The 18,981-nt window shown below is 68.7% G+C and carries 19 protein-coding genes and 2 tRNA genes; 8 read left to right on the top strand and 13 right to left on the bottom strand.

Going from position 1 to position 18,981, the window contains the following annotated elements; genetic code table 11:
- Positions 1-4: 4 nt before the first annotated feature.
- The 3 genes from T8K17_RS02870 to T8K17_RS02860 all read right to left on the bottom strand — a co-directional run bounded on the left by T8K17_RS02870 (position 5) and on the right by T8K17_RS02860 (position 3,006).
- Complete coding sequence (locus T8K17_RS02870) at positions 5-844, bottom strand: nitroreductase family protein (RefSeq protein ID WP_322332997.1); 840 nt, start codon at positions 842-844, stop codon at positions 5-7.
- A gap of 89 nt (positions 845-933) precedes the next feature.
- Positions 934-2,589: a Rieske (2Fe-2S) protein gene (locus tag T8K17_RS02865; RefSeq protein WP_322332996.1), complete on the bottom strand. Its 1,656-nt coding sequence runs from the start codon at positions 2,587-2,589 to the stop codon at positions 934-936.
- Positions 2,590-2,667: 78 nt separating this feature from the next.
- A complete protein-coding gene (locus T8K17_RS02860; protein WP_322332995.1) occupies positions 2,668-3,006 on the bottom strand; it encodes a hypothetical protein in 339 nt (112 codons plus the stop codon).
- Between the two features lie 171 nt (positions 3,007-3,177).
- Between T8K17_RS02860 and T8K17_RS02855 the strand changes: the two genes are divergently transcribed.
- Positions 3,178-3,267, top strand: a tRNA-Ser gene (locus T8K17_RS02855).
- Between the two features lie 57 nt (positions 3,268-3,324).
- Here the strand turns inward: T8K17_RS02855 and T8K17_RS02850 are convergent.
- From T8K17_RS02850 to T8K17_RS02830, 5 genes are read right to left on the bottom strand one after another with little or no spacing between them, the layout of a single operon-like run.
- Positions 3,325-4,233, bottom strand: a complete 909-nt coding sequence (locus T8K17_RS02850; RefSeq protein ID WP_322332994.1) for a 3-keto-5-aminohexanoate cleavage protein — start codon at positions 4,231-4,233, stop codon at positions 3,325-3,327.
- A 60-nt stretch (positions 4,234-4,293) separates the two neighbouring features.
- Positions 4,294-5,016, bottom strand: a complete 723-nt coding sequence (locus T8K17_RS02845) for a GntR family transcriptional regulator (RefSeq protein ID WP_322332993.1) — start codon at positions 5,014-5,016, stop codon at positions 4,294-4,296.
- Between the two features lie 39 nt (positions 5,017-5,055).
- The gene (locus T8K17_RS02840; RefSeq protein WP_322332992.1) at positions 5,056-6,336 is read right to left on the bottom strand and encodes a TRAP transporter large permease; all 1,281 of its coding nucleotides are present in this window, start codon (positions 6,334-6,336) and stop codon (positions 5,056-5,058) included.
- Positions 6,330-6,800, bottom strand: coding sequence for a TRAP transporter small permease (locus tag T8K17_RS02835; RefSeq protein WP_322332991.1), 471 nt, complete (start codon positions 6,798-6,800; stop codon positions 6,330-6,332). The genes T8K17_RS02840 and T8K17_RS02835 overlap by 7 nt, the downstream gene beginning before the upstream one ends.
- Before the next feature lie 51 nt (positions 6,801-6,851).
- The gene (locus T8K17_RS02830; RefSeq protein ID WP_322332990.1) at positions 6,852-7,862 is read right to left on the bottom strand and encodes a C4-dicarboxylate TRAP transporter substrate-binding protein; all 1,011 of its coding nucleotides are present in this window, start codon (positions 7,860-7,862) and stop codon (positions 6,852-6,854) included.
- A gap of 171 nt (positions 7,863-8,033) precedes the next feature.
- Between T8K17_RS02830 and T8K17_RS02825 the strand changes: the two genes are divergently transcribed.
- Entirely contained in the window at positions 8,034-8,990 is a 957-nt protein-coding gene (locus T8K17_RS02825) for an aldo/keto reductase (RefSeq protein ID WP_322332989.1), read from the top strand.
- Positions 8,990-9,682 (top strand): DUF6064 family protein, encoded by a 693-nt coding sequence (locus T8K17_RS02820; RefSeq protein ID WP_322332988.1) that lies wholly within the window; start codon positions 8,990-8,992, stop codon positions 9,680-9,682. The genes T8K17_RS02825 and T8K17_RS02820 overlap by 1 nt, the downstream gene beginning before the upstream one ends.
- A 39-nt stretch (positions 9,683-9,721) precedes the next feature.
- Here T8K17_RS02820 and T8K17_RS02815 read toward each other — a convergent pair.
- Positions 9,722-9,797 (bottom strand) — tRNA-Ala (locus tag T8K17_RS02815).
- A 254-nt stretch (positions 9,798-10,051) separates the two neighbouring features.
- Between T8K17_RS02815 and T8K17_RS02810 the strand changes: the two genes are divergently transcribed.
- Both T8K17_RS02810 and T8K17_RS02805 read left to right on the top strand, forming a co-directional pair.
- Positions 10,052-10,336, top strand: a complete 285-nt coding sequence (locus T8K17_RS02810) for a YggT family protein (RefSeq protein ID WP_322332987.1) — start codon at positions 10,052-10,054, stop codon at positions 10,334-10,336.
- Positions 10,337-10,364: 28 nt separating this feature from the next.
- On the top strand, positions 10,365-10,697 hold the full coding sequence (locus T8K17_RS02805) for a DUF167 domain-containing protein (RefSeq protein ID WP_322332986.1): 333 nt from the start codon (positions 10,365-10,367) through the stop codon (positions 10,695-10,697).
- Between the two features lie 151 nt (positions 10,698-10,848).
- Here T8K17_RS02805 and T8K17_RS02800 read toward each other — a convergent pair whose 3' ends face one another.
- The 3 genes from T8K17_RS02800 to T8K17_RS02790 are packed head-to-tail and all read right to left on the bottom strand — an operon-like array spanning position 10,849 to position 13,304.
- Positions 10,849-11,586, bottom strand: coding sequence for an NAD-dependent deacylase (locus T8K17_RS02800; RefSeq protein WP_322332985.1), 738 nt, complete (start codon positions 11,584-11,586; stop codon positions 10,849-10,851).
- A gap of 33 nt (positions 11,587-11,619) precedes the next feature.
- Positions 11,620-12,243, bottom strand: coding sequence for an RNA 2',3'-cyclic phosphodiesterase (gene thpR, locus T8K17_RS02795; protein ID WP_322332984.1), 624 nt, complete (start codon positions 12,241-12,243; stop codon positions 11,620-11,622).
- A 17-nt stretch (positions 12,244-12,260) separates the two neighbouring features.
- Complete coding sequence (locus tag T8K17_RS02790; protein WP_322332983.1) at positions 12,261-13,304, bottom strand: NADP(H)-dependent aldo-keto reductase; 1,044 nt, start codon at positions 13,302-13,304, stop codon at positions 12,261-12,263.
- A gap of 320 nt (positions 13,305-13,624) precedes the next feature.
- On the opposite strand from T8K17_RS02790, the gene T8K17_RS02785 reads away from it, so the two are divergent.
- Positions 13,625-14,767, top strand: coding sequence for a 3-deoxy-7-phosphoheptulonate synthase (locus T8K17_RS02785; protein WP_322332982.1), 1,143 nt, complete (start codon positions 13,625-13,627; stop codon positions 14,765-14,767).
- Positions 14,768-14,957: 190 nt separating this feature from the next.
- Here T8K17_RS02785 and T8K17_RS02780 read toward each other — a convergent pair whose 3' ends face one another.
- Positions 14,958-15,602, bottom strand: a complete 645-nt coding sequence (locus T8K17_RS02780) for an arylesterase (protein WP_322332981.1) — start codon at positions 15,600-15,602, stop codon at positions 14,958-14,960.
- 73 nt (positions 15,603-15,675) lie between these two features.
- Between T8K17_RS02780 and T8K17_RS02775 the strand changes: the two genes are divergently transcribed.
- Both T8K17_RS02775 and T8K17_RS02770 read left to right on the top strand, forming a co-directional pair.
- Positions 15,676-16,401, top strand: a complete 726-nt coding sequence (locus T8K17_RS02775; RefSeq protein ID WP_322332980.1) for an ABC transporter ATP-binding protein — start codon at positions 15,676-15,678, stop codon at positions 16,399-16,401.
- Positions 16,402-16,404: 3 nt separating this feature from the next.
- Complete coding sequence (locus T8K17_RS02770; protein WP_322332979.1) at positions 16,405-18,930, top strand: ABC transporter permease; 2,526 nt, start codon at positions 16,405-16,407, stop codon at positions 18,928-18,930.
- The last annotated feature ends 51 nt before the right edge of the window (positions 18,931-18,981 follow it).

Raw genomic sequence — 18,981 nt, 5'->3', positions numbered from 1 at the left:
ATATTCAATCCAGGTTGAACTTCTTCGACTTCAGGAACGCCGCCAGGTTCTTGCGCTGGGGCACGGCGTATTGCCGGGCCTTGTCGTCGGACCAGCCGTAGAAGTCCGGGGCGCCGAACTCCTCCACCATCCGGTATTTCTCCTTCGGGGTGGAGAACTTCGCGTCCCGGCGCCGGTCGTAGGCGGCGATCTCGTCCAGCGCGTCGCTGTCGTCGTAGCGGTCGGTATGCACCGTCACGCTCTGCGGCAGGCGCAGGCTGACCCAGCCCTCGCGCTCCGGGAAGCCCAGCCCCATGCCGACGAAGGGGAAGACGTAGTCCGGCAGACCGAGGACCTCTGACGCCGCCTCGATCTTGTTGCGGATCACGCTGATCGGGCAGCAGCCGAGGCCCAGCGCCTCGGCGGCGCGGATGAAGGTCGCCATGACGATGGCGGCATCGCCGGTGGCGTTCATGACCGCGTCGAGATGGTCGTTCGGATAGGGCGTGCCCTTGGCCTCGGCGATCTTGTGGATGCGCCGGTTGTCGCCGCAGAACACCAGCAGGGACGGCGCGGCGGTGACCCAGGGATCGTTGATCTGCTCGTTCAGCGCCCGGCGGATCTCCGGGTCCTTGACCACGATGACCGAGCATTGCTGCAGGTCCGACTTGGCCGGGGCGGAAAACGCGCCGGCCAGGGCGATGCGCAGCAGCTCGTCCGGCACCGGCGTGTCCTTGTAGCGGCGATGGCTGCGGTGGCTCAGGATCGCGGCGATCTCGCCCTCGGCCGGCATGTCGCGCCCGTCCTGTGTCGGCAGCCCGAACCGGTCCTCGATCAGATCTGCGACGGTCTTCTTCTCGGTCATCTGGGCCTCGGCGCGCTGGTTAGGGCCGCATCATGGCCGAGGACAGCCGCCCCCGGCCACTCCCTATCTGTCGCCGTGCCGATCCGGCGTTATTCGCCTTTCACCGTCTCGCGCGCCTGATAGGCGACCCGCCGGGTGAGCTTGCGCTTGAACGGCTCGTTGAGGAACCGGTTGAGGGCGGCCGCCAGATCCGGAACCCAGGAGGCATGCGGCGATGCGTCGATCTCCTCGCGCACGGCGCAGGTCATCTTCACCAGATGGGCCGAGACGATGAACTCCGGGTTGCCGTGGTCGATTACCGCCTCGGCGCAGCCCTCGACGAAGGCGCGCGGCGACGTCACCCGCCAGCGCTCCGCCGGATAGGCCGGGTCCACATAGCCGGCATTGCGGCCGAGGAAGCAGGCGGTCTGCAGCAGCACGTCGGGGGCGAGATCCGGATGCCGCCCCATCATCCGCCGGCCGGCATTGGCGAAGGTGATGGCGTGGCTGAAATCGAGCCGGCCGACATTCTGGCTGACCGGCTGGGCGTCGCGGGTGGCGTAGAGGGGATCGGCATGCAGGAGCTGCCAGGCCGCCGCTGCCATCAGCGCGTCGTAGCAGCGCTGCGGATCGGCACTGCCGGCCGAGACCCGCTCCAGCGCCTTGGCGACCGACACCCGGCACAGATCGGCGGGCTTCACCGGGGCGCGGCCACGACCGGTCCAGGCCTCGCGCGCGGGGCGGTAGGCCTTGAACTCCGGGATCAGATCCTCGCGCCGGGCGGTCACCAGCGCGCGCACCAGCAGCAGCATCAACGGCTCGGCGACCGGGCCGCCGTCGCCGTCGGCGGCACCGTCATTGGCGGCGTCCAGGCGGTGCACTGCCTCGCGGGTCTTCTCCACATAGATCGCCGAGTGGCCGAAATCCTGGTAGTGGGCCAGGGCCGCCCGGCACAGGCCGCGATCGATCCGCGCCCAGCCGCCCTCGGCCAGCCCGCCCCGGGCCAGGCGCAGGGCCGCTGCCTCGTCCTCCGCCTCCACAGCGGCGACGAAGGCGTCCTCGTCCCACGGCTCGGCGCCGCCGGCATAGGGATGGGCCTCGCCGCGCAGGCTGTCCTCGGCCAGATGGGCGACGATCTCGGTGATGCAGACCAGCCGGTCGACCGGGTCGTCCTGGTCGTCGGCCAGGGCCAGCCAATCGGCCAGCGCCGCATGGGCGTGGGTCATGCCCCACTGGAAGCGCTCGTGGGTCCAGCGGATCGCCGCGCGCACGCCGAGCCGGGGGTCGCAGCCCGCCGCCTCGATCCGCGCGAGTTCGCGGGCGATGCGGTCGGCGCTCGGGTCGCGCAGCCCCTCGCGCAGGCCTGTCAGTGCGCGGGCCACCCGCTCGGCGGCCGGCGGGTCGGCAATGTCGATCCAGACGGTGTCGTCGCGGATCTCGCAGGGAAACACGCGGACCGCGTCGCCGCCGCCGACCACCGCGCCGGTCTCCAGGTCGAATTTCCAGTTATGCCGGTTGCAGGTCAGGGTGCAGGCGCCGCCGTCTGCCGGTTGCGCCAGCGTGCCTTCGGACAGGGGATAGCCCTGGTGCGGGCAGCGGTTGGCGATGGCGCGCACGCCGCCGGCGGTGTCGAACAGGGCGACCTGCTTTCCGTCGCGCTTCACCAGGGCCCGCCCCCGGTGCTGCAGGTCGGCCAGCGGCAGCGCCTCCACCCAGATCGGTTCGGGAGCGGTGTCGGTCGGGCGGTCGTCGATCGCAGCGGACATGGGGACCTCCTCCTGGCGTCGGCCCATTCAGGCCGTGTCGTCTCAGGATGATCGCCCCGCCGGTTTATTAAAGCAAGTTTAATCTTGTTTAAAATACTCCCCCGAGCGTGACCGGCTTGTCGGGCGTCCCGGTTTGCGGCCGCCGAGGAAGAACAGCACGGCGAGACCGCCGGTCACCGCGAAGGCCGGCCAGGTGAGGAGGGTGGAGATCACCGGATGCCACAGGAACTGGCTGACATGGCGCGAGATCCCGGCCTCGGTGAGCTGCAGGGAGGTCGGGTGCAGGGTGAACCAGACGAAGCCGGTTGAGAGCGGCGCAAACGCGCCGTGCTCGACGAGCTGGTACAGGTCCCGGGTCAGGAAGGCGGCGGCGAGGCCGGCGAAGATCCAACCGAGGCAGCGCAGGAGGGTACGCATGGAATCACCTGTCGTTTGGTGCCGCGGCCCGTCGCCCTGACTCGCCGCAGTCCCGGGGCCGCGCCCGCGCCGAGAAGGGCGGATCTTAACCCCTTACGGTGTCAGGCGAAAGAAGACCTGCATGAGGGCGTTGCAAACCAGCGCGACCTCTATTACGTTCCCGCCTCCTCAGGAGGGGTGGCCGAGTGGTTGAAGGCGCACGCCTGGAAAGTGTGTAGGGGCGAAAGTCTCTCGCGGGTTCGAATCCCGCTCCCTCCGCCAAATTCCTTTTGAAAATCTGAAATGCTTTCCGTGCGGCCCCGGACAACGGGAGGCGGCTCAGGTCATGCCCAGCATGGCGCGGGCTTCGGTCGGGGTGGCGGGTTCGCGTCCGAAGGATTCGGCCATCTGGACGAGGCGCGTCACGACCTCGGCATTGGTCGGCGTCCCGAGCTCGGGATAGGGGTAATCGCCCAGCCCGATGGCCACATGGCCACCCAGTTCCAGCGCAAGGGCCGCCGGTCCGAACAGGTTGCCGACCTTGTTGTTGACGGACCACTCGTAGCGGAAACCGCCGGGCAGGAACTCCAGATGGGCCATCAGGCCGCGGATGGTCCCGGGATGACCGCCGAGATAGCCCGAATCCGAGAGCGCGAAGAGGAGATAGGCCGGCTGGTCGGCCAGGTCCATCTCGAGGAAGGCTTCGAACATCCGCGTGAAGGGAACCGTCCAGGAGACGAAGACCGGTTTGACGCCGATCTCGCGCATGCGCCCGGCGAAATAGGCGCAGGTCTTCGGCGTGTTGATATAGGCCAGCTCGTCCGTCTTCATCTTGCGAGCGACCGGATCGTAAACGTCCACGTTGGTCGAGCCGATGTCGATCGGAGCGAAATCGGGCTTCAAAGCCGGGTCCTGCGCCGCCTTCACGATGTGCTGCAGCCGCGCCTCATCGGAGGACTTCAATGTCACCTGACCAAGGGTCGGGTGGATGAGAATGTCGGTGGCCTCGCGGATCTTGCGGATCGTCTCGAAATAGGTGTCCGGGTCGTGGTTGGGCGATCCGTCCGCGTTCCGGGCGTGGTAGTGGCAGATGGCGGCACCGGCCTCACGACAGGCGACCGCCGCCTCGGCGATCTCGTCCGGGGTGAAGGGGACGTTCGGATTCACATCCCGCGCCATGTACTCGTTCACGCGGGCTTCGATGATCAGCTTCTTTCCGAAAGCAGGTACCGTCGACCGAAATCCCATTGCCCGATCCTTTTCGTTTCTGGTTTTCGAGAAGGATGCATGGCGGTCCGCTCTCTGTCCCTAACAGAACAGCTCCAGATGCTCCTCCACGATCTGCGGCATGCGGCGCAGCGAGCCGGAGAGGTGTTCGCGCATGGTCCGCACCGACAGATCGCCGTCGCCCGCCTCGATCGCGTCCATCACCGAGCGATGGGCGGCCAGCACCTGCGCCGTCTTGCCCGGGCTGGGCAGATCCAGGGTGCGCAGCCGCGCCAGATGCCCGCACCGGGCCTGGATGTGCCGGTGCAGGTTCGGCTGGTTGACGCCGGAGAACAGCGCCTCGTGGAACGCCTCGTCGAGCTGCTTGAACAGGTCGACCTGGTCCATGTCGTCCACCAGCGCCTCCTGCATCTTCAGGAAGCCGCGCGCCTTCTTCAGCGCCTCGGGGTCGCCGGCCTCCGCCAGGCGGCGCACCACCTCGCATTCGACCGCGGTGCGCAGGAAATGCTCCTCGCGCACCCGGGCCGGGTCGATCCGGGTCACCACCGTGCGGGACTGCGGATAGGAGATCACCAGACCGTCCTGTTCCAGCCGCAGGATCGCCTCGCGCACGGGAGACTGGCTGACGTCGAACCGCTCGGCGAGATCGCTGCGCACCAGGATGGCGTCCGGCGGGATGTCCAGGGCGATGATCCGCTCCCGCAGCTCGCGATACACCCGGGACGAGGTCGGGACGCGTCCGCCGCCCCGCAAGGCGGGCTCCGACAGGGTGTTATCGGCGGTCGAGAAGGGATTCTTCGTCATCGATCCGACCTTGGGCTCCATGGCAGACGGGTGGGCGACCTACATGAGGTGAGAGGGAAGCCACACGGTTAATCCGGAAAAGGCCACCAGCAGCGCGAAAAACACCAGCATGGCGGCGAAGAAGGGCAGCGAGGCCCGGGTGAACGCGCCGGTCTTGCAGTCGAGAATGCCGCAGACCGTGAACATGATAACCCCGACCGGCGGGGTCAGGCCCCCGAAATTGATCAGCGAGACGATCAGCACGCCCATATGCACCGGGTCGTAGCCGGCCTGGATCAGCACCGGCATCACGATGGGGGTCACCAGCAGGATGTTCGCCGCGCCTTCCAGGAACATGCCGCTGATCACCAGCAGCGCCATGACCAGCAGCAGGATCGACAGCGGGTCCTCGGTGAGGGTGGTCACGAAGGTGGCGATGTCCTGGGGCGCGCGCTCGATGGTCATGGCGTAGCCGAGCACCGCCGCCGTCATGATCAGCAGCATGATCATGCCGAGGTCGGACACCGTCTCCCGCGCCGCCTCCAGCAGCTTCGCCAGGGTCAGCTCGCGGTAGATGCCGAAGCCGACGATCAGGGCGTAGAACACCAGAAACACGCCGGCCTCGGTTGCGGTGAAGATGCCGAAGCGGAAGCCCACCACCAGCACCACCGGAAACATCAGCGCCCAGAGGCTGTCGAGGAACCCGGCGCCGATCTCGCGGGCCGACGGGATGCTGGGCAGGTCGGCGCCGTAGCCCCGGCGCTTGGCCACGATCCAGGTGGTGCCCATCAGCACGGCGGTGAGCACGATGCCGGGAATGACGCCGCCCAGGAACAGCCGGCCGATCGACACCTCGTTGATATAGCCGAACAGGATCAGCCCGATGCTGGGCGGGATGGTGGCGGTGATGATCGAGCCGAAGGCCAGGATCGCGGCGGTGGAGGCCTTCGAATATCCCTGTTTGATCATGCTCGGGCCGAGCAGCCGCGCCTCCATCGACGCATCCGCCACCGCCGAGCCGGACACGCCGCCCATCATCAGGCTCAGCATGATGGAGATCTGGGCCAGGCCGCCGGCCATCCAGCCGGTGAGCAGGCGGGAGAACCGCACCAGCCGCTCGGTGATCCCCGTCGCGTTCATCAGGTTGCCGGCCAGGATGAAGAACGGCACCGCCAGAAGCGGGAAGCTCTGGGTGGCGGTCACCATCTTCTGGATGGCGACCGTCGGCGGCATGGTGCCTGTCAGGACGAAGACCGGGATCGACGCCAGCGCCAGGGCGAAGGCGACCGGAATTCCGCCGATCAGAAACACCGCGAACAGGGCGGCCACCAGCATCAGCATGGGTCGGTCTTTCCGATAGGGGCGGTCTTTTTCAGATGGGAGACGAACTGCACCATTGAGGTGCGTAGGAGCAGCAGCAGCCCGACCACCATGGAGGCGTGGATCAGCGAGCCGTTCATCTGGGTGGCGCCGATCAGCCTGGGGTGCATCAGGATCATGTTGCGCCAGGCATAGACCCACAGGAACATCAGCAGGCCGATGACGATCAGCAGGTTGGCCGCCTCCAGCACATGGCGGCTGCGCGGGCCGAGACTGTCGGGCAGCAGCGACAGGCCGAAATGCCGGCGCTGCTGCATGGCCAGGTCGGCGGCCAGCATGCAGAGCCAGACGAACAGAAGCTGGGCGATCTCGACGGACCAGATGATCGGACTGCCCAGGCTACGGGCCACGGCGGCGATGCCGACGAGGACGACGATCCCCGCCAGCAGGGCCACGGCGCAGGCGGATTCCAGGGTACGCAACATGCAAGGCTCTCGCTTCCGGGACTCGGCCCGCGCCGGGATTGTGAGGACGGATCAGCGGCCGAGGATGCCGTCGACGATCGCCTTTTCCTTCTCCAGCTTGAGCATGCCGTAGACCGGCTTCACCGCGTCCTTGAACGGCGCCAGATCGACCTCGCTCACGGTCACGCCGGCGGCGGCGACGTCCTTCAGCGCCTTCTCGCCCAGCTCGATGGTCAGGCCGGAGGCGTAGCGGCCGTTCTCCACCGCCAGGTCGCGGACGATCTTCTGGTTCTCCGGCGAGATCTGGTTCCAGGTCTCCGCCCCCACCACCAGGGCGGTGACGAGCTGGATATGGCCGGTCTTGGTGACGTGCTTGATCACCTCGTAGAGCTTGGCGCCCCAGATCGCGGTCGGCTGCGCCTCGGCCGCGTCCAGCGTGCCGAGCTGCAGGGCGGAATAGACCTCGCCCCAGGCCATCGGGGTCGGCTCCGCCCCCATGGCGCGGATCGTCTCGATCCAGACCGGGGCACCGATGGTGCGCATCTTCAGGCCGTTGAGGTCGGACGGGCCGGCGACCGGCACCTGGGTCAGGGCATGGCGCGCGCCCTGGTACCAGTTGGAGGCCAGCATCACGAGCCCGGCCTTCTCCGCCAGCTCGTCGCCCCAGCCCAGATAGTCCTTCGACAGGGCGAACGTGTCGGCCTGATCGTAGGTGTCGAACAGGAAGGGGGCGGACATGATCGCCAGCGACGGCACGAAGCTGGACAGCCGGGCCACGTCCGTGACGGTGCCCACATTGGCGCCGGCCCGGGCCTGGTCGAGCATTTCGGTTGTGTCGCCGAGCTGGGAGTTGTGGAACACGTCGATCACGACCTCGCCCTTGGTCGCCGCCTCCACGTCCGTCTTGAACTTCTCCAGCCCCTGACCCATCGGGTCGGTCGGCGCCAGCACCGTGCCGATGCGCAGCACCGTCTCGGCCCCGGCGGGTGCGGACCATCCGCCGAGGGTCGCCCCGGTCACCATGCCAATCGCCAGCGCCGTCACGGCGGGAAGCAGGCGCACTCGTTCTGTCGCGTTTCTCATGACGTTCCTCCGACTATGGCCGCAGAGGCCATTTGTTATTTTTTTAACACTAAAATATTAATTATCGGCGGGCGGGCGAGTCAATCCGCTTCCGGGCACTGTCATGGTTGCGGGTCGGTAGGGCCGCCGGGTGGCCTTGTCCCGCCCGGAACGCGGTCCAAGTATCCCTGCATGACCGATACGACACGCTTTCCAGCCGATCCGTCCCGCCGCCGGGTGCTCGCCTCCGGCGGAGCCGCCCTTGCGCTCGCCGGCCTGACGGGCGGCCTCGGTACCCGGCCCGCCCGGGCGGCCGCCGGGCCGGTCCTCGCCCGCACGCTCCCCTCCACCGGGGAGAGCCTGCCCGCCGTCGGGCTGGGGAGCTGGATCACCTTCAACGTGGGCGACGATCCCGTCCTGCGTGCCGAATGCGCGGCGGTCATGGCGGCGTTCCTCGATGCCGGCGGTGCGGTGATCGACTCCTCGCCCATGTACGGCTCGGCCCAGGCGGTGATCGGGGCCGGGCTGGATCGGCTCGGCCGCAGCGGCGAGGCGTTCTCCGCCGACAAGGTCTGGACCGGCGATACCGACGAGGGCCGGTCGCAGATCGCCCAGTCGCGGGACCTCTGGCGGGTGCCCCGGTTCGATCTCGTCCAGGTGCATAATCTGGTGGGATGGGAGGCCCATCTGGAGACCCTGGCCGCCCTGAAGGCCGAGGGCGCGGTGCGCCATGTCGGCATCACCACCTCCCACGGCCGCCGCCACGACCTGTTCGAGGAGATCATGGTCGCCCACGAGCTGGATTTCGTTCAGTTGACCTACAATCCGGTGGATCGGGAGGCCGAGCGGCGCCTGCTCCCCCTGGCGCGGGAGCGGGGGATCGCGGTGCTGGTGAACCGGCCGTTCCGGCGCGGCGCGCTGACCCAGAGGCTTGAGGGCGAACCGCTGCCGGACTGGGCGGGTGCGCTGGGGGCGGAGACCTGGGCCCAGCTCGTGCTGAAGTTCATTCTGTCCCACCCGGCGGCGACGATCCCGATTCCGGCCACGACCCGACCCGGCCATGCGAGCGAGAACGTGCGGGCGGCCGCCGGACCGCTGCCGGATGCCGACCTGCGCGGCCGCATCGCCCGGCACATCCAAGACCTGTGATGGAGACCTGGCTGACCTACAGCCCGCAGGATTTTCTCTTGTTCTCCGAGCGGGTCTATTGGCGGCTGTTCGAGCTGCACAATGCCGCGCTCTGGCCGGCGCAGGTGCCGGCGGTTCTGGCGGGGCTCGCCGTCCCGGTGCTACTTGTCCGGCGCTTCGGCCTTTCGGGTCCCGTTCTGGCGGCGATCCTGGCGCTGGCCTGGGCGGTGGTCGGGATGACCTTCCTGCCGCGCTACGGCGAGATCAACTGGCTGGCAGCCGACCTGATCCCCGTCTTCCTCGCCCAGGCGGCCCTGCTGGCCGTCCTCGGCATCCCGACGCGCAGCCTGGAAGCGCGGCCCGGCCGCGAGCGGCGATGGGTGGGTCTTGCGCTGTGCCTCTACGGGCTGGTCGGACTGCCGCTGACGGCGCTTGTCGGCGGTCGCGGGGTCGCCGGCGTGGAGATCTTCGCCCTGACCCCCGATCCGACCGCGATCGTGACCCTGGGCGCGCTGGTCGCCGCGGGCCGGGGCTGGCGCGCCCTGGCTTTGGCGATCGTCCCGGCCCTGTGGTGCGCCGCGAGCTGGGCAACCCTCGCCACGCTCGGGGTCGTCCAGGCCTGGGCGTTCCTGCCGGTCGCCCTGGGCCTCGGAATCGCGGCCTGGGCGGCGCGGACGGACGGGCGTGCTGCGGACCACTCGGGTGCAGACTGACAGGGGGTCGGGGATTGAGATGGGGTGTCTGGAGGATTTTGGTGGAGCCGAGGAGGATCGAACTCCCGACCTTCGCATTGCGAACGCGACGCTCTCCCAGCTGAGCTACGGCCCCACCGACTGGGACGGAGGGCCGTGCCCCCCGTTCAGAGTGCGCGGAACATATAAACTTCCCTCGCACAGTTCAAGGACGAGATTGCACCGCCGTTTCTCTGCGCTCCGCCCGCCCCGATCGGCGCGGTTTTCCGGGGCGATCGCGGGTCGCGTGCCGTCTGCGCGGAGGGCGGGCGGCGGGCGTGTCGCCACCGGCCTTGTTCCGGGGCGGTCGCATCGCTACCTTCGGGGCCGGAACAACAGCGGTTTGCGGCAATGAACTCGGTAATCTGGCTGATCGGCGCGGTCGTCCACTATCTGACGATCGCCCTGTTCATCTACATCGTGATCGATCTCCTGGTGAAGTTCGGCGTGCTCAACGCCTACAACCAGGTCGTCCAGGTGGTGATGAACTTCCTGTCGCGAATCTTCGAGCCGATGCTGCGGCCGATCCGCAACATCCTGCCCGATCTCGGCGGCATCGACATCTCGCCGGTGATCCTGGTGCTGCTGCTCCAGTTCTCCGTCCGCCTGCTGAACGAGGTCGCCAGCGGGCTCTGACCGCCGCGCCGCCGGGACCGCGATCCGCATGGGCAAGGACCCCGCCGCCCTGTCGCCGTTCTCCCTTCAGCCCGACCGCTTGGTGCTGCGGGTGCGCGCCACGCCCAAGGCGTCGGCGGATCGCCTCGGCGCCGTCGTGGCGGACGAGACCGGCGAGGGCTGGCTGCAGGTCTCCGTGACCGCGGTGCCCGAGGACGGCAAGGCGAACAAGGCGATCGTCGCCCTGCTCGCCAAGCGCTGGAAGCTTCCGAAATCCGCGCTGGAGGTGGTGCGCGGCGCGACCGACCGGCGCAAGGTGCTGGAGATCGCCGATCCCGATCCGGCAGCGCTCCGGGCGCGGCTCGAAGCGCTGATCGGGTAAGGGCGGTACCTTACTCCTCTTTCCCCTCTAAAATCGACTTCCTGGACTTGATCCAGGACCGTGTGACCGGCGTTCGAGGCGTGGTCCTGGATCAATCCCGGATCAGATCCGGGACAGGAAGTCGGGATTGGGATGTAGGTGTTGCTCTCACTCACCCCGCCAGCGCCAGCAGTTCCGCCACATAGGCCGGCACGATCTCGGTTGCCGGGCCGTGCCGGGCTTCGGCGAAGGCGGTGACGCCGGAGGACGGTTCCAGGTTCAGCTCCACCGTATGGGCGCCGGCCACCTGGCGGGCCTCCTGCACGAAGCCGGCGGCGGGGTAGACGTTGCCCGAGGTGCCGATCGACACGAACAGCGCACAGCGCGCCAGGGCGGCGAAGATCCGCTCCATCTCGTAGGGCATCTCGCCGAACCAGACCACGTCGGGCCGCAGCCCGCCGGCGCTGCCGCAGCGCGGGCAGATCGCCTCGTCCGACAGGTCCTCGCGCCACGGGCTGCTGGCGTCGCAGATCTGGCACAGCGCCTTCAGCATCTCGCCATGCATGTGGATCAGGTTGGCGGAGCCGGCGCGCTCGTGCAGGTCGTCGATGTTCTGGGTGACCAGCAGCACCGGGCCGGCCCATTCCCGTTCCAGCCGGGCAAGCGCTGCGTGGGCGGCGTTCGGCTGCACGGTCGGGTTCAGCAGGCTCTGGCGCCGGGCGTTGTAGAAGCCCTGAACCGTCTCCGGGTCGCGGGCGAAGGCCTCCGGCGTGGCCACGTCCTCGATGCGGACGCGCGACCAGATGCCGTCGGCATCGCGGAAGGTGTCGAGCCCGGACTCCTTGGAAATCCCGGCTCCCGTCAGGATGACGATGGGGGCGTCGGGCGTCAGGGGGGCGGGCAGGGGCATGCGGAACTCCGTCAGGGGGCAGACGGCGGCAGCCTAACAGGCTTCACCGTCCCCGTCCGAGTCCCCGTCATCGCCGTGCGGATATCCGGCCCAGCCGGTGCTGTCCTCGTCCGGCAGGCTGTCCAGCGGGAAGCGGTGCAGCGGCTCGTAGCGCGCGCCCTCCGGCTGGCGGCGGCTGCGGTAGAGGGTCACCGCATCGACGGTGAAGGGCGGGATCTGCGGCGTCGGCGCGGTCTCCAGCCAGCGGCCGACCCGGTCCGCCTCGATGCTCCTGGGGAAGCGCGCGAGGGTGATGTGCGGGGTGAAACGGCGCGGGTCGGGGGAGACGCCGCAGCCGCGGACCAGGCTTTCCACCCGGCGCTGCAGGGCGGCGAGTTCTTGTGTCGGCTCGGCGGCGACGTAGAGCACCGCCGGCTTGCCCTTGCGCTCGAAATGGCCGTAGCCGCGCGGAATCACGGCGACGGCCGGGCCGTCCAGCAGGTCGAGGGTTTCGACCAGCTCGGTTTCGGTGGCGGGATCCACCTCGCCGATGAAGCGCAGGGTCAGGTGGAAGTCGTCGATATCGTGCCAGCGGGCTTCGGGCAGGCCCACCTGCAGGTCGCCGAGCGCGTCCTTGACGGTTTCGGGAAGATCGAGGGCGACGAACAGGCGGGGCATGGCCGGGATATGGGGCCTTACGGGCCCGGATTGGAGATGCGGCGCTGCACGTCCTCGATCGCCTCGAGCACCGCCTCTGAGAGGGTGACGTCCAGGCTGGCGATATTCGCCTCGAGCTGGTCCATCTTGGTGGCGCCGATGATGTTGGCGGTCATGAAGCGCCGGGTGTTCACATAGGCCAGCGCCATCTGCGCCGGGTCGAGGCCGTTGTCCCGGGCGATCTGCACATACTCCGCATTGGCCGCCTGGGCGGCGTCGTTGGAATAGCGGCTGAAATTGTCCGGGAACAGGGTCATGCGCGCGCCCTCGGGCCGCGCCCCGCCCTGGTACTTGCCGGTCAGCCAGCCCGAGGCGAGCGGCGAATAGGCGAGCAGGCCGATATCCTCGCGGATCGCCACCTCCGCGCAGCCGACCTCGAAGGAGCGGTTCAGCAGGCTGTAGGGGTTCTGCACCGAGGCCACCCGCGGCAGGCCGTGCTCGTCGGCGAGCCGGGCGAAGGTCATCATGCCCCAGGGGGTCTCGTTCGACAGGCCGATGTGGCGGATCTTGCCGGCCTTCACGAGCGTAGCCAGGGTGAAGAGCTGCTCGGCGATCGGCGTGGTCACCTCGTCGTCGTTATGGACGTAGCCGAGCTTGCCGAAGGAGTTCACCGAGCGCTCCGGCCAGTGGAGCTGATAGAGGTCGATGTAGTCCGTGCGCAGCCGCTTCAGGCTGTCGTCCACCGCCTGGGTCAGGTTCTTGGCGTCGAATTTCGGCGACCCGTCGCGGACATGCTTGAAGCGCTCGCCCGGGCCGACCGCCTTGGTCGCCAGGATCACCTTGTCCCGGTTCCCGCGGGCGGCGAACCAGGTGCCGATGACCTCCTCGGTCTTGCCGTAGGTCTCCGCCGTGGGCGGGACGGCATACATCTCGGCGGTGTCGAAGAAGTTGATCCCGCGGTCCAGCGCCAGGTCCATCTGGGCATGGCCCTCGGCCTCGGTGTTCTGTTTGCCGTAGGTCATGGTGCCGAGACAGATCAGGCTGACGTTCAGGCCGGTCCGGCCGAGCGGGCGGTATTGCATGCGGAATCCTCGCGGGAAAGGCATCGGGAAAGCGTTGGCGGGGTTGATAGCCGCCCGGAGCCGGTCCGACAATATTCGCGGCACCTGTCGCCTTGGCGACAAAACGGGGTGACAGGGAGAAATCGCGGGACTACGCTCCGCGCCATGACCCACGCATTCGCCGGCTTCTGGTTTTATTTTAGCAGCTATCCGCAGCCGGCGGAGGCAGGGGTGCGCGCGACCTAGAACAGACCAAGCGCAGCAATCATCCCACAAGCCGCCGGCCCTCTCCCGGCGGCTTTTTTGATGTCGTCGGCGGGCCTCCACAGGAGGACTTCACCGTGAACATCGCACCCATAAAGACCGAGACGAAAACCGACCCCCGTGTCTCCGACGTGCCCGATGCCGATCCGCTTGCCCTCGATCCGCTGAGCCGGTCCGACGATCTGCGGATCGCATCGATCACCCCGCTCAGCGCGCCGGAAGCGGTGATCGCCGAGAACCCGCGCGAGCCCGAGATCATCCGCCGGGTGCAGACCGCCCGCGCCGCGATCGCCGACATCCTGCACGGCCGCGACGACCGGCTGGTGGTGGTGATCGGGCCCTGCTCCGTGCACGACCCCAAGGCGGCGCTCGACTACGCCGCCCGGCTCGCGGTGCAGCGCCGGCGTCACCGCGACACGCTGGAGATCGTGATGCGGGTCTATTTCGAGAAGCCGCGCACCACGGTCGGCTGGAAGGGGATGATCAACGATCCGCATCTGGACGGCAGCTTCGCCATCGAGACCGGCCTGCGCCGCGCCCGCGACCTGCTGCAGCGGATCAACGAGATGGGCCTGCCGGCGGGTTGCGAGTTCCTGGACACCACCACGCCGCAATACTTCGCCGACCTCGTCTCCTGGGGCGCCATCGGCGCGCGCACGACGGAGAGCCAGATCCACCGCGAGCTCGCCTCCGGCCTGTCCTGCCCCGTCGGGTTCAAGAACGGGACCGACGGCAGCGTGACCGTCGCCCTGGACGCGGTCCAGGCGGCCTCCCAGCCGCACCACTTTCTGGCGGTGACCAAGGAGGGACGGGCGGCCATCGCCGAGACGGCGGGCAATCCGGACTGCCACGTCATCCTGCGCGGCGGGCGGTCGGGCACGAACTTCGACGCGGCGAGCGTGGACGCGGTCTGCGCCCAGGCCGAGAAGGCGGGCGTGCGTCCGCAGGTGATGATCGATGCCAGCCACGCCAACAGCGCCAAGAAGCCGGAAAACCAGCCCAAGGTGATCGACGCGGTCGCATCGCAGATCGCCGCCGGCGAGCACCGGATCACGGGCGTGATGGTGGAGAGCTTCCTGGAGGCGGGTCGTCAGGACCAGATTCCGGGCGAGCCGCTGGTCTATGGCCGCAGCATCACCGACGGCTGCATCGACTGGCAGACCAGCCTCGGCGTGCTCGACCGGCTGGCGGATGCGGTCGAAGCGCGGCGGCGGGGGTGAGGGGGCTTTGCCTTACCTCTGTCCAACCCACCGCACTCCCCGGCCCCACCCGCCGCACTCCCCGGATTTATTCCGGGGCGATCGGTGCGGCCGCTTCCAAGTACCCGCCAAAATTGGAGACGGCGGAGCGAGCGGACGGGTTACCCCGGAATAAATCCGGGGAGTGCGTTTCTCTTGGCGACGGAGTGCCTCACTCCCCCTTGGCCCGGACGACCAGCTTCTCCGCATAGGGCAGGATCCGCTCCACCAGGATATCCACCCCCGCCCGGTTGGGGTGGATGCCGTCGGCCTGGTTGAGTGCGAGGTCGCCCGCAACCCCGTCCAGGAAGAACGGGTAGAAGATCACCTCGTGCTGCGCCGCCAGATCCTCGAAGACGGCGGCGAAATCGGCGCCGTATTCCTTGCCCATGTTCGGCGGGGCGTACATGCCGGCGAACAGCACCGGAATGTCGTTCTCGCCCAGCGCCGTCAGGATGGCGTCCAGGTTCTGCCGCGTGTCCGCCGTCGGTATGCCGCGCAGCCCGTCATTGGCGCCGAGTTCGACGATCGCGGCGTCCGGCGCCTCCGACAGGGACCAGGCCAGGCGGGCGGCGCCGCCGGCCGTGGTGTCGCCCGACACGCCGGCGTTGATCACGATCACGTCATGTCCGGCCGCCTGCAGGGCCGCTTGCAGCCGGGTCGGGAAGGCATCCTCGTCCGCCAGCCCGTAGCCGGCCATCAGCGAATCCCCGAAGCCGAGGATGCGGATCGTCTCGGCGGCGGCCGGCCCGGCGAGGGTGAGCGACAGGATCGCAATACCTGCGGCGAACCGCAGAACCGCATTGATCCGCCTCACGGCAGGACCATATCGGGCTCGTGGGGACGGCGTTGCGACGCCCGGCCTTGGACCAGTGTGGGATAGCGACACGATGACCTCATCTTCCGGTGACCCGATCGTCCGCCTCAGGGGCGTCACCCTGAACCTGAGAAGTGGAGCCGGCGAGGTCAATGTCCTGCGCGGAATCGACCTGTCCGTCGCCGCCGGCGAAACCGTCGGGATCGTCGGTCCCTCGGGGGCGGGCAAGTCCACCCTGATGATGGTGACCGCCGGGCTGGAGAACCCGAGTTCCGGCAGCGTGCAGGTCGCCGGGACCGAACTCGTCGGCCTTGACGAGGACACCCTGGCGCGGTTTCGCCGCGACAATGTCGGGATCGTCTTCCAGGCGTTCCGGCTGGTGCCGACCATGACGGCGCTGGAGAACGTCGCCGTGCCGCTGGAGTTGGCCGGGCGCGACGACGCGTTCGAGGCGGCCGCCGACGCGCTGAACCGGGTCGGCCTGTCCCACCGGGTCGAGCACTATCCCGAGCAGCTTTCCGGCGGCGAGCAGCAGCGCGTCGCCATCGCCCGCGCCATGGTCGCCAAGCCGCGCCTGCTTCTGGCCGACGAGCCGACGGGCAACCTGGACGGCACGACCGGCGACCAGATCATTGACCTACTGTTCGGCCTCGCCCGCGACGACGGCACGACCCTGTTGCTGATCACCCATGACATGGATCTCGCCGCGCGATGCGCCCGCACGGTGAAGGTGGCGGACGGCAAGGTGGTGGAAGACACCGCGATCGACGGCAACCGCACCGACCAGGCGGCGGAGTAGACCATGCGCACCGGACCGCTCGCCCTGCGCCTCGCCCGCCGCGAGTTGCGCACCGGCCTGAAGGGATTCCGCATTTTCCTGGCCTGCCTTGCCCTCGGCGTCGCGGCGATCGCCGCGGTCGGGTCGGTATCCTCGGCCATGATGTCGGGCCTGGAGGGCGATGCCCGGCGCATCCTGGGCGGCGATGTCGCCCTGCGCATGGTGCACCGGCCGGCCGAGCCGGAGGCACTGTCCTATCTCGAACAGTCCGGCAGGGTATCCACCGTGGTGTCGATGCGCGCCATGGCCCGTTCGGAGTCGGGGGACGACAGCTCGCTGGTCGAGCTGAAGGCGGTGGACGGCCTGTATCCGCTCGTCGGGACGTTGAAGCTGGATCGCGGCGCGGGTCTCGAGGAGGCGCTTGCCCGACGCGACGGCGTGTTCGGGGCGGTGGCCGATGCCAGCCTGGCGGAGCGGCTGAACATCTCGGTCGGCGACCGGCTGCGGCTGGGCGAGGCGACCCTGGAGCTGCGGGCGCTGATCACCGGCGAGCCGGACCGGCTGGTCAACTTCGCCAGCTTCGGCCCCCGGCTGATGATCTCCGAGGCCGCGGTGGACGAGACCGGACTGGTTCAGGTCGGTTCCATGGTGCGCCACTACTATCGGATCGTTCTGCCGCCCAGCACCGACCGCAAAGCCTGGCTCGAGGATCTCGAGCAGCGGTTTCCGGATGCCGGCTGGCGGACCAGTTCGCTGGAGAACGCGACCCCCGGCTACGACAATTTCGTCACCCGCGTGACCCTGTTCCTGACCCTGGTGGGCATGACCGCGCTGCTGGTCGGCGGTGTCGGCGTCGCCATGGCGGTGCGCAGCTATCTCGACGGCAAGACCGAAACGGTGGCGACGCTGAAATGCCTCGGCGCACCGAGTGCCCTGGTGTTCCGCACCTATCTGCTGGTGATCTGCGTCCTGGCGGCGGCGGGTACCGTCATCGGCCTGCTGGTCGGGGCGCTGGCGCCGATTGCCGCCGCCAAGCTGGCGGCCCCGCTGCTGCCCTTCGACGTGCCGGTGGCGCTGTATCCTGCGCCGCTTGCGCTTGCGGCGCTGTTCGGGATGCTGACGGCGGTGGCCTTTTCGCTCTGGTCCCTCGGCCGGGCCTGCGACGTGAAGGCGGCACAGCTTTTCCGCTCCGCCATTTCGCCCCTCGGCGGCCGGCCGCGCCTGCCCTATCTGATCGCCCTGGCGGCCGCCGTCGCCCTGCTGGTGGGCTTGGCGATCGCGACCGCGACGGACCCCAAGCTCGCCGCCTGGTTCATCGTCGGGTCGATCGGCGCCATCCTGCTGTTCCTGGCGGCGTCCTGGGTGATCATGACCCTGGCCCGCAAGGCCGGGCGCCCGCGGGATCCCGAACTGCGGATGGCCCTGGCCAACCTGTACCGTCCGGGCGCGCCGACCCCCGGCGTGGTCCTGGCCCTTGGGCTGGGCCTGACCGTGCTGGTGACCATCGCGCTGATCCAGGCCAACCTGTCCCGACAGGTGGACGAACGGATCCCGGACGTGGCGCCGGCGTATTTCTTCATCGATATCCAGCCGCATCAGAAGGAGCAGTTCCTTGAGACCGTCTCCGCCATCGACGGGGTCGGGCACATCGAGACCACGCCGATGGTCCGGGGTCGCATCACCGAGATCAACGGCGTGCCGGCGGACGAGGGCTCGGTCGACCCGGACACATCCTGGGCCCTGCGCGGCGATCGCGGTCTGACCTATTCCGCAGCACCCCCCGAGCATTCCGAGGTGGTGGAGGGCGACTGGTGGCCGCAGGACTATGCGGGACCGCCCCTGGTCTCGTTCGACGCCAACATCGCCAAGGGCTTCGGCGTGGGCGTCGGCGACAGCCTGACCCTGAACATTCTGGGCCGGCCGATCACCGTGCAGATCGCCAATCTGCGCAAGATCGACTGGGGCTCGCTCGGGATGAACTTCACCTTCGTGTTCGCGCCGGGCACCCTGGAGGCCGCTCCCCATTCGATCATCGCCACGGTTTACATGGACGATCCCGCCCTGGAGGCGGAGGTTCAGCGGGCGGTCACCGCCGCGCTGCCGAATGTGACCGCGATCCGGGTCAAGGACGCGCTGGAAGGGGCGAACCGGATCTTGACGGCGGTGGCGATCGCGGTGCAGGCGACGGCGGCGGTCACCCTGGTCGCCGGCACCCTGGTGCTGGCTGGCGCGATCGCCGCGGGCCATGCGCGGCGGGTCCGGGACGCGGTCATCCTCAAGGTGCTCGGCGCCACGCGAGGCCGGATCGTGAAGACCTATCTGCTGGAATACGGTCTGCTCGGGCTGGCCACCGCCGCCATCGCCTCCCTGGTCGGCACCGTCGCCGCAGCGGCGGTCGTCGTGGAAGTGATGCGCAGCGATTTCGTGCTGCCGCCCGGCGTGCTCGCCCTGACCGCCCTGCTGGCGATGGGGATCACGATCTCCTTCGGTTTCGTCGGCACCTGGCGGGCCCTGGGCCAGCGTCCCGCCCCGATGCTGCGCAACGAGTAGCCGCCGGGTTCGAGCGCGACAAAAAACGGTGCCGACGGCGTTTCCTTAACG

This window comes from Thalassobaculum sp. OXR-137 (genome assembly GCF_034377285.1).
GTDB lineage: Bacteria > Pseudomonadota > Alphaproteobacteria > Thalassobaculales > Thalassobaculaceae > Thalassobaculum.
This window is presented reverse-complemented; position numbering and strand designations above follow the sequence as displayed.

Excerpts from the sequence above, each read along its gene's own strand:
- T8K17_RS02810 (WP_322332987.1), top strand. The coding sequence starts at position 10,052 with ATGAACTCGGTAATCTGGCTGATCGGCGCGGTCGTCCACTATCTGACG.
- T8K17_RS02790 (WP_322332983.1), bottom strand. The coding sequence starts at position 13,304 with ATGCAATACCGCCCGCTCGGCCGGACCGGCCTGAACGTCAGCCTGATC.
- T8K17_RS02870 (WP_322332997.1), bottom strand. The coding sequence starts at position 844 with ATGACCGAGAAGAAGACCGTCGCAGATCTGATCGAGGACCGGTTCGGG.
- T8K17_RS02820 (WP_322332988.1), top strand. The coding sequence starts at position 8,990 with ATGGAGACCTGGCTGACCTACAGCCCGCAGGATTTTCTCTTGTTCTCC.
- T8K17_RS02860 (WP_322332995.1), bottom strand. The coding sequence starts at position 3,006 with ATGCGTACCCTCCTGCGCTGCCTCGGTTGGATCTTCGCCGGCCTCGCC.
- T8K17_RS02800 (WP_322332985.1), bottom strand. The coding sequence starts at position 11,586 with ATGCCCCTGCCCGCCCCCCTGACGCCCGACGCCCCCATCGTCATCCTG.
- T8K17_RS02805 (WP_322332986.1), top strand. The coding sequence starts at position 10,365 with ATGGGCAAGGACCCCGCCGCCCTGTCGCCGTTCTCCCTTCAGCCCGAC.
- thpR (WP_322332984.1), bottom strand. The coding sequence starts at position 12,243 with ATGCCCCGCCTGTTCGTCGCCCTCGATCTTCCCGAAACCGTCAAGGAC.
- T8K17_RS02830 (WP_322332990.1), bottom strand. The coding sequence starts at position 7,862 with ATGAGAAACGCGACAGAACGAGTGCGCCTGCTTCCCGCCGTGACGGCG.
- T8K17_RS02845 (WP_322332993.1), bottom strand. The coding sequence starts at position 5,016 with ATGACGAAGAATCCCTTCTCGACCGCCGATAACACCCTGTCGGAGCCC.
- T8K17_RS02835 (WP_322332991.1), bottom strand. The coding sequence starts at position 6,800 with ATGTTGCGTACCCTGGAATCCGCCTGCGCCGTGGCCCTGCTGGCGGGG.
- T8K17_RS02825 (WP_322332989.1), top strand. The coding sequence starts at position 8,034 with ATGACCGATACGACACGCTTTCCAGCCGATCCGTCCCGCCGCCGGGTG.
- T8K17_RS02840 (WP_322332992.1), bottom strand. The coding sequence starts at position 6,336 with ATGCTGATGCTGGTGGCCGCCCTGTTCGCGGTGTTTCTGATCGGCGGA.
- T8K17_RS02775 (WP_322332980.1), top strand. The coding sequence starts at position 15,676 with ATGACCTCATCTTCCGGTGACCCGATCGTCCGCCTCAGGGGCGTCACC.
- T8K17_RS02770 (WP_322332979.1), top strand. The coding sequence starts at position 16,405 with ATGCGCACCGGACCGCTCGCCCTGCGCCTCGCCCGCCGCGAGTTGCGC.
- T8K17_RS02865 (WP_322332996.1), bottom strand. The coding sequence starts at position 2,589 with ATGTCCGCTGCGATCGACGACCGCCCGACCGACACCGCTCCCGAACCG.
- T8K17_RS02850 (WP_322332994.1), bottom strand. The coding sequence starts at position 4,233 with ATGGGATTTCGGTCGACGGTACCTGCTTTCGGAAAGAAGCTGATCATC.